This is a genomic window from Bradyrhizobium guangdongense (genome assembly GCF_004114975.1).
GTDB classification, from domain to species: Bacteria; Pseudomonadota; Alphaproteobacteria; order Rhizobiales; family Xanthobacteraceae; genus Bradyrhizobium; species Bradyrhizobium guangdongense.
Genome location: NZ_CP030051.1, coordinates 5,294,640 through 5,308,071 on the forward strand (window position 1 = coordinate 5,294,640; position 13,432 = coordinate 5,308,071).

Genomic DNA, 13,432 nt, shown 5'->3' on the forward strand with positions numbered 1-13,432 from the left:
ATGCACAGTAGCGGGGTGTCGAAACTGCTGCTAATTCGAAAGGCCGATCAGCACCACCCCGATGCCGGAAGCGACACCGCTTCGGCCGCCTTTGACACGTCGGGCAAAACACTGGCAGAATGGCATCGTCAAAAGTTCGTCAGACCCGCGCGGAGCAATCCGGCGCGGGTTTTTCATGACGGAGCCGCGCCCTCACGATGGTTGCTTTTCCAAGCGAGCCTTCCGCGACCAGAGCAACGCCACCGGCCCCATCAAGATTCCAATCGCCAGAACGATGAACGCGAGCAGCCAGCCGCGCGCACTCTGCGGTCCGCCCGCGGCATCGAGCGCGACGCCCGTTCCCCAGGCGCCGAGGGCCGAGAGCCCGAAGCCGACGGTGGAATGCAGGGCCAGCGTTGCGCCACGATGCTCGGCGACGGCCGCAGTGGACATGCCTGAAGTCAACGCGCCGGAATCCGCCGGCACCGTCAGGCCATAGATCATCAGCAGCAACGCAAGCAGCCACGCCGGGGCGCTTGCGTTGAGACCGATGACGATCGCGACGCAGGCTGATGCCATCATCACGAACGTGATGGCGCGATGTCTTCCGAATTTCAATGCCGCCTCGTTGCCGAGGATGCTGGCCGGCATCGAGATCACCGCGAAGCAGAAGCTCATCAGCACCGGCGTCAACCAGGCGGGCGCGCCTTGATGCGCCACGACGAAAGTCCAGAATCCGACCAGCCAGGTCCTGACGCCATAGAGCTCGAAGCAATGCGCGCCATAACCAAAGATGTAACCGAGCGCTTCGCGGTTGGCGAAGACAGGCTTGAAGTTCAACAGCCGCCCGGCCTTCGGGGCCGGCCGGCGCCCTTCGATCAGAAGACATGCGATCACCATCGCGATCGGACCGATGCCGGTGACATAGAAAGCGGTCCGCCAGCCCCAGCGATCTGCGAGAACCTGCGCAACGAGGAACGAAAGCCCGACGCCCACCGAAAAGCTCGACGTGTACAGCGTGACCGCCCGCGACATGTCGCCGGCGGGCAATCGGTCCGTCAGAGCCTTGAGCCCGGGCATGTAGGCGCCGGCAAACCCCAAACCAGCAATCGACCAGATGATCGTTCCCGACCAGAAGCCTTCAGCCAAGACGCCAAATGCCACGGTCGCAAGGCCGCTGACGATCGAGCCGCACAGGAGCACGATCCGCGCATCGATGCGATCGGTCAATGTCGTCAGCACCGGCACGGCCAGCATGTAGCCGAACGCGTAGCCGCTCGCCATCAACCCGCCTTCGGCGGCGGAAAGTCCCCACGCGGGCATCAGATGCTGCGCCAGATTGGCCGACAGCGTCACGTGCGGCAGCAGATTGCCGACCTGTCCGATGCACATGATCGCGATCAGCGGCCAGCCGCTCGAGCTACGAATGTGCTCCTCCCGTCTCCAGTTCGGCTCGTGCGGGCTTGCTCATGAGCACCCACACCCCGCGCGGCCCGCCTTCTTGGCCGTTTCATCTGCGGCGCAGCAGGCTGACGGCTCCTGCTTCGCCGGCCCACCGCAACATCCCGCTGCAGCCGCGGGTTCGACCCCGCCGCGTGTGCAGACACCGGTCTCCGGCAGCACCAGCTCGACCCGCGCCGCGGCTTGCTTGTCGCCCGCGATGTCAGCGACGATCGAGCGGACTTGCTCGTAGCCAGTCATCATCAGGAAGGTCGGTGCGCGGCCGTAGGACTTCATGCCGGCAAGATAGAAGCCCGGTTCGTCATGGGCGAGTTCGCGCGCGCCGTGGGGACGGACCGTCCCGCAGCTATGCTCGTTGGGATCGATCAGCGGCGCGAGCGCTGCGGGTGCCTCGATCGCGGGATCGAGCCGAAGCCGCAGTTCGGAAAGGAAGGACAAATCGGGACGAAAACCGGTCGAAACGACCAGCTCATCCGCCATAACGCTCCGCGCTTCGCCTGCCGAAATGACGAGACGGCCCTCGGACTCCGACAGATGCGTGACGCCAAAGCCGGTCTCGACCCGGATCCTTCCGGCGGCCACCAGTGCGGCAAAAGCAGACCCGAGTTCGCCGCGCGCGGCCAGCTTGTCATTGCGGCCGCCGCCGAAAGTCTTTGCGGGGTCGGCGCCGCGCAGCAGCCAGATGGCTTGCGTGCCGGGCGCCTCGTCCGCGAGTCGCACCAGATCGATCAGTGTGCCCAGAGCGGAATGGCCGGCACCGACCACGGCAACCGTCTTGCCGGCGTATCGGGCGCGGTCGGCGCCGCGGACATCAGGCATGCCATAGGCGATGCGGTCGGCCCGTTCGCGCTCGCCGATCGCGGGCAAACCGTTGCTGCCGGCGGGATTGGGAGAGAACCACGTGCCCGACACGTCGATGACCGCATCGGCGCGCAGCACTTCGGGACCCCCGCCGTTCTGATAGCGGATTTCGAAAGGCGCCCGCTCCCGGCCCTTCGTCCTGGCCTTGTCGAAGCCGGCGCGGCTGATCGCCGTGACGCGACTGCAGGTGCGGATCGCCTCGCGAAGCGGCGTGCGCGTCGCGAGCGGCTCGAGGTATCGGTCGATCAATTCGCCGCCGGTCGGGTAGGACTGCGGGTCCGGCGAATTCCATCCCGTCGGCGCAAGCAGGCGCGCGGCCGCTTTGTCGACATTGTATTCCCATGGCGAGAACAGCTGGACGTGCTGCCACTGACGAATGGCGTGCGCGGCTTCCGGACCTGCTTCGAGCACGATCGGCGACATCCCGCGCTCGAGCACATGCGCTGCGGCGGCGAGGCCGACCGGCCCTGCTCCAATGATCGCTACCGTCTTGTCATGCACCGATCTTCTCCCATCATTCTAGAATCATCGAATTACTGAGGTCAAAAAAAATCACGCTGCGGTCTGTTTGTCCCTGCATCCGATTTCGTCCGCGCAGCACTCCGCCGCCAGGAAATCCACCAAGCCCCGCATCGCATCGAAATTGGCGTGGCAGATCAGGGTCGTGGATTCCCTGATCTGACTGACCAGCCCGACCGAGACCAGGGTCTTGATGTGATGAGACAGCGTCGAAGCCGGGATCTTGAGCTTCTCCTGCAAACGCCCGACCGGCATGCCCGGGCGCCCTGCCCGGACGAGCACCCGATAGATCTGGAGCCGTGTCCGGTTGCCCAGGGCTTCGAGGCGTGCTGCTGCGTCGTCGATCTTCATGCCGGGCAGAATGCGCGTCCCGGCTGCGGCTGTCAAACCATATTTCTAGAATATTCGAAATGTTAGGCACAGAGGATCGGATCCCGATTGACGCGCCTCCGTTAATTCCGTAAATCTGGATATATGGAAACCGAAGAAGCCGCTCTGGCACTCGCCGCCCTCTCCCAAACAACACGTCTGGAGGCATTCCGGACTTTGGTTCGGCACGAGCCTGACGGCCTTGCGGCCGGCGATCTCGCCCGCTTGCTGGAGGTGCCCCAGAACACGCTCTCGGCGCATCTTTCGGTTCTGAGCCGCTCGCGCCTGGTCTCCTCCGAACGGCAGAGCCGCTCGATCATCTACCGCGCCAACCTCGGCGCGTTTCGCGACGTCGCGGTTTTCCTGCTGCGCGATTGCTGCGGCGGACGTCCTGAAGTCTGCGATCCCGTCGTTCAAACCTTGCAGTCCTGCTGCGCGCCGAAGCGAAAGGAGCGAAGTCGTGCCTGATCGCGTTTATTGCGTCCTGTTCCTGTGTACGGGCAATTCGGCCCCATCGCTCACCGCCGAGTCGATTCTGCGCTCCGATGGCGCGGCGTCCGGCAGACATGATGTGGCGTGACGATGGGCATTTTCGAACGGTACCTCACCCTGTGGGTTGCGCTCTGCATCATCGTCGGCGTGGCGCTGGGGCACGTCATGCCGGGCTTCTTCGGCGCGGTCGCAGCCGCCGAGATCGCCAAGGTCAACCTGCCGGTCGCGGTGCTGATCTGGCTCATGATCGTGCCGATGTTGCTGAAGATCGACTTCGGTTCACTCAGTCAGGTCCGGGAGCATTGGCGCGGCGTCGGCGTGACCCTTTTCATCAACTGGGCGGTCAAGCCGTTCTCGATGGCGCTGTTGGGCTCCTTCTTCATTGGCCACCTCTTCGCTCCGCTGCTGCCGGCTGACCAGATCTCGTCCTATATCGCCGGGTTGATTCTGCTGGCTGCCGCGCCCTGCACCGCGATGGTGTTCGTGTGGTCCAATTTGTGCGAGGGAGAGCCGCATTACACCCTCAGTCAGGTCGCCCTGAACGACGTGATCATGGTGTTCCTGTTCGCGCCGCTGGTAGGGCTGCTGCTCGGTGTGGCCTCCATCAGCGTCCCCTGGGGCACGCTGCTGCTCTCCGTCCTGCTCTACATCGTCGTGCCGGTCCTCATCGCACAGCTGTGGCGCAAGGTGTTGCTGCAAAAAGGCGGCGACAGCTTCGGCCAAGTCATGCGAATGCTGCAGCCTTTGTCGCTGGTTGCACTGCTCGCAACCTTGGTGTTGCTGTTCGGCTTCCAGGGGGAGCAGATCGTCAGGCAGCCCGGCGTCATCGCCGTTCTTGCCGTTCCGATTCTCGTCCAAGTCTATCTCAATGCCGGTTTGGCGTACTGGCTGAGCCGACGATTCGGCGTGGCGTGGTGCGTTGCGGCTCCAGCCGCCCTCATTGGCGCGAGCAATTTCTTCGAGCTCGCGGTTGCCGCGGCGATCAGCCTGTTCGGCTTGGACTCCGGCGCGGCGCTCGCGACGGTCGTCGGCGTTCTCGTCGAAGTGCCTGTCATGCTGTCCGTCGTCCGCATCGTCAAGGCGACGCGGAACTGGTACGAAGCAGGTGCCGGCAAAGCTGCGACGGCCTTGGAAGCCCGGCAATGATGCCTGGAGACCCGGCCATGAACGTCACGATCTATCACAACCCCGACTGCGGCACCTCGCGCAACACGCTGGCGATGATCCGGCAAAGCGGTGTCGAGCCCGTCGTCATCGAATACCTCAAGACGCCGCCATCGCGCGAGACACTCAGGCAGTTGATCGCAGCGATGGGCATATCGGTCCGTGCCCTGCTGCGCGAGAAGGGGACGCCCTACAAGGATCTCGGCCTCGCCGATCCCAAATGGACGGACGAGGAGCTGATCGACCAGATGCTCGCGCATCCCATCCTGATCAACCGTCCGATCGTCGTGACGCCAAAGGGCACGCGACTGTGCCGGCCTTCGGAAGTCGTGCTCGACTTGCTGGAAAATCCCGTCGGCCGGTTCGTGAAGGAAGATGGCGAGGTGATCGAACCGCGTTAGCGCTGCCCAAGTCTAGCGCTCCTCGGTCGGATGCACCCATTTGTATGGCGTGATGCTGCGCGCTTCCGTCAGCTTGATCATGTGTACCGGCGGCGCGGAGCGCCCCTTGCGGCATGACCGGCACTTCAGCGAGGCCTCCAGCTTCCAGATCGGGGTGTCGCGCGGACGGCGGATCGCATCGAGCGGCAGGCTCGCGCGCGACTTGCACCTGGCGCACTCGACCTCGAGCCAGGCGAGGCCGCCGTTGAGACATTGCGCGATCGTCGGCGACGGCTGCGCGGGACCGCCGTAGCCTTCCATCCGCACCGACCATGCTTCGGCTTCCGCCCGGTCGGCCTCACGCACGGCCTTCTTCGCCTCTTCGCGGGCGTGCTTGGCGGAAATCTCCGCGCCCATGATGCGGCCGCTCCAGATGACCTCGCGCGATTTGGTGCCCATGCCGCCATCAAAGCGAGCCGGGATCACGTTGGCAAATTATCGATCGCTAGTAGGTCGGACCCGCCATCCGATACTGCGTGTCGTGGGTGTGGACAATCAGGGTTGCAGATCACACGGCAAAGCGACCGCGCTGGGGACCCGACGATTGACAGCCTCGGGCAAAAACACCGGCAGGCCGCACGATCGATAGTTGCAACATCCGCGCAGAGAAATCCGTCGCGGTTTTTTCATGTCCGGACGGAAGTTGCCGTGGCCAGGGAATCACTATTGTGTCCCACGACAGGAGACCCCTCCCGGCAAGCAAGTGACCTCGCAAATCTCACCACCAACACGGGTTATGCTACAATGTCAGGGGACCAGGCCGCTCGATCAACGCGCGCCTGAGCGCCAATTTCTGACCGGGCCAGATGCCACGCGGCGACGTATCCAACGACGCCGCGTGGCCTACCGGTCCCCCGCTGCCGCGGCAAACTCTATGAGGCCTTCCCCGCGTGATCGAACGGGCCGACTTCTCGGATAACCTTGCAGATCTGCAAAAAGCCGCTGACGTAGAATTCTGCGTGGCCTCGTTTCATCGTCCGGACATGTTCAGGATGGGTCCGCCAAGCCTCCAGCGCGCTCTCCGAGGAGAATCGGAAAATGGTCAATTCCTCCCCGTCTTCTGATTTGAACGATTTGACGGATATGAAGCCCGGCAACTGGCTCACAATGCCATACATGCGTTCTCCAAGCTCGTTATGCTCGTCGATGGACGCATCATGACGCAATTTCAGATCGCCGATAACGATCACGTCGTCGATCATGTTGTCCAAACCTCCTATGTTGCGTTGGTACCTGACCGGATCCCGGCCCGCGGCAGCGATGCGATGAGCAGCACGACGCATACGCCCAGCAGGACGATGTCCTTGAACAGGAACTCGCCCGCCAGATTCCAGGCCATCGGATCGGTCGAAAGGCTCCATCTCACGACTCCAGGGGTGGTGAAAAAGAACGACCAGGTGACGGCAAAGGTAACAACGCCCATGAACGATCCCAATGCCGACAGGATCGGACTGAAGGCACCGGCGGCCAGCAAGGCGGCGATCACGAATTCGGTGACACCGAGAAAGTAGGCCTCGCCCCTCAATCCGAAGATCGAAAGCCATGAAACAAACGGACTGTTGGTGATGAATTGGGCGATGCCCTGCGCCGACTGCAACGTGAATTTCTGCATGCCGAACGACACGAAGATCACAACCATGACCCAGCGCAGGATCGCGAGGGGCCGGTACGACCCTGTCCCACCTTCTGCAATGTTGAATGTACTTGCCAGCTCTTTCATATCGCCTTCCCCTTGCAATGGATGCCGGCTATACGGCCGCGCTTGTCGCTTCGTTACGCTGGCTTGCGGCGGCTCAATTCACGATTGTTTGCGCAAGTGCCAAGAAGAAAATGGGGGGCACGGGGAATAGTCTGCTTCTCGAAGGAAACGTCGAGGCTCGCCTCTATTTGCGAAGCTCACGGCAGAATGGTCATCATGTCGTAGACGGCAACCCCCGTTCCGAGGCAGCGCCGCCAGGGATTGACGCCCCGTACGATCTCATCGGCGGCCCAGACGAGAAGCCCGCCCTTGACGACAACCGTCAGTGCGACGCTGACTTGATCGGCGGTCGGCCAGCTCCACCGCAGAAGGGCTGCCACCATCACGACCCACAGAACGAGATTGGGCTTCTGAGCGATCGTGATGGCGCCTGTTTCACGATTGCGGAAAAACCAGTTCAGGAGCCTGCGCATGATGAAGGTCCGTCGGTCCCTCGCCATGACGAGCGCGACATGGTTATCTGGGGGTGAGATCGTTGGCGGCATTCGGGCCTCCGCGGATGAGGTCGGCCGTTGCGCGGTACGTCCGCCCGAAGGCACCCCCGTGCGCTCCCTCTTGCTGCGAGCTCACACAAAACCGCCCCCGGCATGAACCGAGGGCGGTTTCCAAATCAGACCGGATTAATGGCCGGTGCCCGGCTTGCTGGTTTTCGGCGGCTTGCCGTCTTCCATGCGGCCTTCGTTGCGAAGATCACGGCCCTCCTGGGCCTTGCGCTGGCTGGCGGCATCCTTGCCGTGCTCGTTCATCTCTTCCTTGATGTAGCCGGCGCCTTCCTTGATCTTGCCTTCAACGCTCATGATGTCCTCCTTGCATATGCGAGATAACGCACCGGCGCCCCGCTCGTTCCGGCGCCGGACATCGTGGCGCGTCAGGTGGAACCCACCGGCTGAACCCGCGTTACGGGACAAATGAGCCAAGTACGACCAAGGATCCGGCAGGAGAAAACGCTGAGCGAAAGGCTCGCTGAGGCCGCTCGTGAAGCGCGCGAACAGGCGCAGCTTCTGCCGGACGGACAATTGCGCAACGTTCTCCTGGAAAAGGCTCGCCAGTACGAAGCGCAAATCCCGCTCAATACTTTTTTGGGACAGCGATAGCCAATCCGAATTGCCGCCGGAAAAAGCAAAGAGGCCGCCAACCGGAGCGGCCTCTGATGTCGCGAACGAACTTGATGAGATCAGAGCGGCGGCACCCCGGGACCCGAGCCCGGACCGAACGGGCCGCGCAAATTGCCAGGGCCCTGCAAGCCGCCAAAGATCAGGCCGCCGACCCACTCGACGGCACCCTTGATGGCGCTGCCGATCGCGCGGAAGGCATCGCCGAGCCAGTTGCCGCCGACGATCATTTCAAGCTCCGCATCGGTCAGTTCGACGATATCAGACGTTCCATTTTTTGAGTTCAGCATGACGGTCGCTCCTGTTTCAGAATGTGTGTGTCAGACGTGTTGAGAGGTGTGGTGCTCAGCGGTGAAAGATGCCGCCGGGCAGCCAGGGGTTCGGGCCCATCGGCTGATGGGTGGTGATCTTTCCATTCACGATCCACGGGCCGATGCAGCCGCCGTCATCCATGAAGCCACCGCACACGGTCTCCAGTTCACGCTCATCCAGCTCTTTGCGCTTCCGATTGCTATGCTCAGTCATGTGTGTCTCCCGCTGTTCCCTAGGAGGGGCCGCCCCCTCTCATCTGGTGGTCGCAGGTGTATCGCAGGCGGTTTTTCCAGACTGTGAGACGCATCACGCAGGCAAACGAACGGCGCTCGGGCCCCCGTGCCAGCGAGGTCAGAGGGCAGTTCAGGCCGCCTCGGGAATGTCCGGCGAGGAGCGGCGCGCCACTGCACCGGCCTTCGCATCGCCGGCGGGAAGCCCCCACCCTTTCACCAGCCCGAAGATCGCCGGGATCACGATCAGCGTCAGCAGCGTCGACGAGATCATGCCGCCGATCATCGGCACGGCGATGCGCTGCATGATCTCCGAGCCTGTCCCGCTGCTCCACATGATCGGCAGCAGACCGGCCATGATGGCGACCACGGTCATCATCTTGGGCCGCACGCGCTCGACGGCGCCCACCATGATGGCCTCGTGCAGATCCCGGCGCGTGAGCGGCCTTGCCTCGGCACTGCGCCTGGCTTTCGCCTCTTCCAGCGCGTGCTCGAGATAAATCAGCATCACGACGCCGGTCTCGGCGGCGACGCCGGCGAGTGCGATGAAGCCCACGGCAACGGCAACGGACAGGTTGAAGCCGAGCCACCACATCATCCAGATGCCGCCGACCAGCGCGAACGGCAGCGACAACATCACGATCAAGGTCTCGGTCATCGCGCGAAAGTTCAGGTACAGCAGCAGGAAGATGATCGTGAGCGTCACCGGCACCACGATCTTCAGGCGCGCGGCGGCGCGCTGGAGATATTCATACTGGCCGCTCCAGACGACGTAGGTGCCCGCGGGAAACTGGATGTTTTCCGTGACCGCACGCTGCGCGTCGGCGACATAGCTGCCGATATCGCGATCCCTGATGTCGACATAGATGTAGGTCGCAAGCTGGCCGTTCTCGGTGCGGATCGAGGTCGGTCCGCGCGCCGGCTCGACCTTCGCCACCTCGCCGAGCGGCACCGCGCCGCCCGCAGGCATCGGCACCAGGATGTCGCTGGCGATCGCCTTGGGGTTGTCGCGGAGGTCACGTGGATAGCGCATGTTCACCGTGAAGCGCTGCCGGCCCTCCACGGTCGTCGTCACCGTCTGGCCGCCGAGTGCGGCCGCGATGGTGTCCTGAACGTCCTGGATCAGGATGCCGTAGCGGGCGAGCGCCTCGCGATCCGGCACTATCTCCAGATAGTAGCCGCCGATGCCGCGCTCGGCGTAGGCCGACGAGGTGCCGGGAACGGCCTTGAGGACGCGCTCGACCTGCTTGGCGAGGCGATCGATCTCGACCAGATCGGTGCCCATGACCTTGACGCCGACGGGGGTGCGGATTCCCGTCGAGAGCATGTCGATGCGCGCCTTGATCGGCATGGTCCAGGCGTTCGAGACGCCGGGAAACTGCAGCGCCTTGTCCATCTCGGCGATCAGGCCGTCGACGGTGAGCCCGGGGCGCCATTGCTCCTTTGGCTTGAGATTGACGATCGTCTCGAACATCTCGGTCGGCGCCGGGTCGGTCGCCGTGGCGGCCCTGCCCGCCTTGCCATAGACGGACGCGACTTCCGGAAACGACTTGATGATGCGGTCCTGCATCTGCATCAGCTCGGCGGCCTTGGTCACCGAAATGCCGGGCAGCGTGGTCGGCATGTAGAGCAAGGTGCCCTCGTTCAGCGCCGGCATGAACTCGGTGCCGAGCTGGCGCGCCGGCCAGATCGTCACGGCCAGGACGGCGATGGCCGCGACGATCACCAGCGTCTTGGCGCGCAGCACGCCCTTGATCACGGGCCGGTAAACCCAGATCAGGAAGCGATTGATGACGTTCCTGCTTTCCGGGACGATTTTGCCGCGGACGAAGATCACCATCAGCGCCGGCACCAGGGTGACGGACAGCAGGGCCGCAGCGGCCATCGAGAACGTCTTGGTGAAGGCGAGCGGGCTGAACAGCCGCCCCTCCTGCGACTCCAGCGTGAAGATCGGCATGAACGAGACGGTGATGATCAGCAGGCTGAAGAACAGCGCAGGGCCGACCTCGGATGCAGCATCGACCAGGATCTGCACGCGGGACTGGTCGGGCCTGGCGCGTTCGAGGTGCTTGTGGGCGTTCTCGATCATGACGATGGCAGCGTCGACCATGGCGCCGATGGCGATCGCGATCCCGCCAAGGCTCATGATGTTGGAGCCGAGCCCGAGCAGCTTCATGGCGCCGAACGCCATCAGCACGCCGACCGGCAGCATCAGGATCGCGACCAGCGCACTGCGGACATGCAGCAGGAACACGATGCACACGAAGGCGACGACGACGCTTTCCTCGAACAGCGTGTGCTTGAGCGTGTCGATCGCCGCGTAGATCAGGTTGGAGCGGTCGTAGACCGGGACGATCTCGACCGATTTCGGCAGGCTGCTCGCGATCTCCTTGAAGCGCCTCTTGACGTTCTCGATCACGTCGAGCGCGTTGACGCCGAAGCGCTGCAGCACGATGCCGCTGGCGACTTCGCCCTCGCCGTTCAGCTCGGCGATGCCTCGCCGCTCGTCCGGACCAAGCTCGACGCTGGCGACGTCGCGCAGCAGCACCGGCGTGCCGCCAGAGGTCTTCAGCACGATGTTGCCGAGATCGTTGATGCTCTTGAGGTAGCCCCTGCCGCGGATGACGTATTCGAACTCGGAGAGTTCGACGGTGCGCCCGCCGACATCGGCGTTGCTGGCACGGATCGCCTCGCGGATCTTTTGCATGCTGATGCCGCGGTCGCGCATCCGTTGCGGGTCGAGCACGACGTTGTACTGCTTGACGAAGCCGCCGATGCTGGCGACCTCGGCGACGCCTTCGGCCTTGGCCAGTGCGAACTTCAGGTTCCAGTCCTGGATCGTGCGGGTGTCCGCAAGATTCCACTCCCTGGACATGACGGCATATTGGTAGACCCAGCCGACGCCGGTCGCATCGGGCCCGATGGTCGGCGTGACGCCGGCCGGAAGCCTGGACGAGGCGCCGTTGAGAAATTCCAGTACGCGCGAGCGCGCCCAATAGATGTCGGTGCCGTCCTCGAAGATGACGTAGACGAACGACACGCCGAAGAAGGAGAAGCCGCGCACGACCTTCGATTTGGGAACCGTCAGCATCGCCGTCGTCAAGGGATAGGTGACCTGGTCTTCGATCACCTGCGGCGCCTGCCCGGGATATTCGGTGTAGACGATGACCTGCGTGTCCGAGAGATCCGGGATCGCGTCGAGCGGAAGGTGAATCAGCGCGTAGAGGCCGGCCGCGGCGGCAAAGCCGGTGCCGAACAACACCAGCAGCAGGTTGCGCGCCGACCAGGCGATGATGCGGGCGATCATTTGTGCTCTCCCATCGCGCCAGCGTCGGGCGCTCGCGGCGCGGCGTCGGCAAAGCCCTTGAGGGCCGCCTTCAAATTGCTTTCCGCATCGATCAGGAAGTTGGCGGAGGTGACCACCGCCTCGCCTTCCGCAAGTCCTTGCCGCACCTCGATATAGCCGCCGCCGCGGCGACCGAGCTGGACCTGGCGCGGCTCGAAACGCCCCTCCCCCTTGTCGACGAGGACGGCCTGCCGGGCGCCGGTGTCGAGCACGGAACTGTCGGGCACCGCCAGGACGGGCGCCGCGCCGGCCGTGTCGATGTCGGCATCGACATACATGTCGGGCAGCAGCATCGCGTCGGGATTGGCCAGCTCGATGCGGACACGAACGGTTCGGGTGTCGCGGTTCACCTGCGGATAGACGACTGCGATCTTGCCGGTGAAGCTCCGACCCGCAAAGCTGCGCGCGCGCACCGTCACGGGCTGTCCGACCGCGATATTGCCGAGATCGCGCTCGGCGACGTCGATCAGCGCCCAGACCATCGAAATGTCGGCGATGCGAAACAGCACATCGCCGGGATTGGCCCGCATGCCCTCGATCGCGTTGCGCTCCAGGACAATCCCGTCGCGCGGCGCCGACCAACTGATGGTGACGGGCGCAGCGCGCGTCTTCTCCATCTCCGCGATCACGGGCTCCGGCACGTCGAGATTGACCAGGCGCTGGCGCGAGCCGCGGCCGTACATCTCGACGCCGCCAACCACCTTGGAGGTGATCGTCGCCAGATATTCCGCCGCGGCGGATGCGACCGCCGAACTGTAGATCTCCATCAGCGGCTGGCCGGCCTTCACCCGCGTGCCGGTGGTGACGTCCGCGACCTTCTGCACGAAGCTCTCGGCGCGCATCGCGATGACGGAGACGCGGCGCTCATCGAGCTGGATCGTGCCCGGCGCCTTCACCGAAACGCGGATGGCGCGGCGCTCGACCGGCTCGGATTTCACGCCGGTGCGCTGGATCTTGCCCGGCGAAAGCTTCACCGTGCCGTCGTCGGTGTCCTCGCCTTCATAGACGGGGACATAGTCCATCCCCATCGAATCCTTCTTCGGCATGGGCGAGGTGTCGGGCAGCCCCATGGGATTGCGGTAGTACAATATCTTTCGAGAGGACTCCGCCTGCGGCTTCGGCTGCGGCGCGATCCCTTGATCCTCGTAGACCGGCAGGTAATCCCGCCCGCGCTCGTCCTGCTTCGGACCCGCCGACCAGAACGGCGCGCCGCTGGGATCACGGTAGTAGAGCGGCGGCCGGTCCGCCGCCGATGCCACCGAGCTGAACGCGGCGCCGGCAAGCAAGCGCGCACCGTTTGAAGACCAAGTGAAGCTCGCGACCAGGCTACCGCCCAGCGCAAGAACCGTCAGGAGACGCAGCGTTTTCATGGCGTGTATCCGCGCACC

Annotated in this window: 15 protein-coding genes and 1 pseudogene; 4 read left to right on the plus strand and 12 right to left on the minus strand. The window is 64.0% G+C overall.

Annotated features, from left to right (window positions below):
* Positions 1-192: 192 nt before the first annotated feature.
* From X265_RS25390 to X265_RS25400, 3 genes are all read right to left on the minus strand, one after another.
* Positions 193-1,371 (minus strand): MFS transporter, encoded by a 1,179-nt coding sequence (locus X265_RS25390; protein ID WP_128967296.1) that lies wholly within the window; start codon positions 1,369-1,371, stop codon positions 193-195.
* Positions 1,372-1,446: 75 nt separating this feature from the next.
* Complete coding sequence (locus X265_RS25395) at positions 1,447-2,802, minus strand: NAD(P)-binding domain-containing protein (protein ID WP_128967297.1); 1,356 nt, start codon at positions 2,800-2,802, stop codon at positions 1,447-1,449.
* Between the two features lie 51 nt (positions 2,803-2,853).
* Positions 2,854-3,171: an ArsR/SmtB family transcription factor gene (locus X265_RS25400; protein ID WP_128967298.1), complete on the minus strand. Its 318-nt coding sequence runs from the start codon at positions 3,169-3,171 to the stop codon at positions 2,854-2,856.
* A 123-nt stretch (positions 3,172-3,294) separates the two neighbouring features.
* Here X265_RS25400 and X265_RS25405 point away from each other — a divergent pair, with 123 nt between their 5' ends.
* The 4 genes and pseudogenes from X265_RS25405 to arsC all read left to right on the plus strand — a co-directional run bounded on the left by X265_RS25405 (position 3,295) and on the right by arsC (position 5,246).
* On the plus strand, positions 3,295-3,657 hold the full coding sequence (locus tag X265_RS25405; RefSeq protein WP_128967299.1) for an ArsR/SmtB family transcription factor: 363 nt from the start codon (positions 3,295-3,297) through the stop codon (positions 3,655-3,657).
* Positions 3,650-3,754, plus strand: a pseudogene (locus X265_RS41505) (arsenate reductase ArsC); the annotation flags it as partial. The gene X265_RS25405 and the pseudogene X265_RS41505, both read left to right, overlap by 8 nt.
* A 17-nt stretch (positions 3,755-3,771) precedes the next feature.
* Positions 3,772-4,827: an ACR3 family arsenite efflux transporter gene (arsB, locus tag X265_RS25415; RefSeq protein ID WP_128969400.1), complete on the plus strand. Its 1,056-nt coding sequence runs from the start codon at positions 3,772-3,774 to the stop codon at positions 4,825-4,827.
* A 17-nt stretch (positions 4,828-4,844) separates the two neighbouring features.
* Positions 4,845-5,246: an arsenate reductase (glutaredoxin) gene (gene arsC / locus X265_RS25420; protein ID WP_128967300.1), complete on the plus strand. Its 402-nt coding sequence runs from the start codon at positions 4,845-4,847 to the stop codon at positions 5,244-5,246.
* Between the two features lie 12 nt (positions 5,247-5,258).
* Here arsC and X265_RS25425 read toward each other — a convergent pair whose 3' ends face one another.
* The 9 genes from X265_RS25425 to X265_RS25465 all read right to left on the minus strand — a co-directional run bounded on the left by X265_RS25425 (position 5,259) and on the right by X265_RS25465 (position 13,414).
* Positions 5,259-5,684, minus strand: a complete 426-nt coding sequence (locus X265_RS25425) for a hypothetical protein (protein ID WP_128967301.1) — start codon at positions 5,682-5,684, stop codon at positions 5,259-5,261.
* Positions 5,685-6,157: 473 nt separating this feature from the next.
* Complete coding sequence (locus X265_RS25430; RefSeq protein WP_128967302.1) at positions 6,158-6,487, minus strand: antibiotic biosynthesis monooxygenase family protein; 330 nt, start codon at positions 6,485-6,487, stop codon at positions 6,158-6,160.
* Between the two features lie 14 nt (positions 6,488-6,501).
* Positions 6,502-7,005 carry a DUF417 family protein gene (locus X265_RS25435; RefSeq protein WP_128967303.1) on the minus strand — a complete coding sequence of 168 codons (504 nt, stop codon included), beginning with the start codon at positions 7,003-7,005 and terminating at the stop codon, positions 6,502-6,504.
* Between the two features lie 176 nt (positions 7,006-7,181).
* A complete protein-coding gene (locus X265_RS25440; RefSeq protein ID WP_308421651.1) occupies positions 7,182-7,529 on the minus strand; it encodes a hypothetical protein in 348 nt (115 codons plus the stop codon).
* Positions 7,530-7,664: 135 nt separating this feature from the next.
* The gene (locus tag X265_RS40735; protein ID WP_164938342.1) at positions 7,665-8,105 is read right to left on the minus strand and encodes a hypothetical protein; all 441 of its coding nucleotides are present in this window, start codon (positions 8,103-8,105) and stop codon (positions 7,665-7,667) included.
* Between the two features lie 113 nt (positions 8,106-8,218).
* On the minus strand, positions 8,219-8,446 hold the full coding sequence (locus X265_RS25450) for a hypothetical protein (protein WP_128967305.1): 228 nt from the start codon (positions 8,444-8,446) through the stop codon (positions 8,219-8,221).
* 55 nt (positions 8,447-8,501) lie between these two features.
* Positions 8,502-8,681: a hypothetical protein gene (locus X265_RS25455; protein ID WP_128967306.1), complete on the minus strand. Its 180-nt coding sequence runs from the start codon at positions 8,679-8,681 to the stop codon at positions 8,502-8,504.
* Between the two features lie 150 nt (positions 8,682-8,831).
* A complete protein-coding gene (locus X265_RS25460; protein ID WP_128967307.1) occupies positions 8,832-12,005 on the minus strand; it encodes an efflux RND transporter permease subunit in 3,174 nt (1,057 codons plus the stop codon).
* Complete coding sequence (locus X265_RS25465; RefSeq protein ID WP_128967308.1) at positions 12,002-13,414, minus strand: efflux RND transporter periplasmic adaptor subunit; 1,413 nt, start codon at positions 13,412-13,414, stop codon at positions 12,002-12,004. The genes X265_RS25460 and X265_RS25465 overlap by 4 nt, the downstream gene beginning before the upstream one ends.
* Between the last annotated feature and the right edge of the window lie 18 nt (positions 13,415-13,432).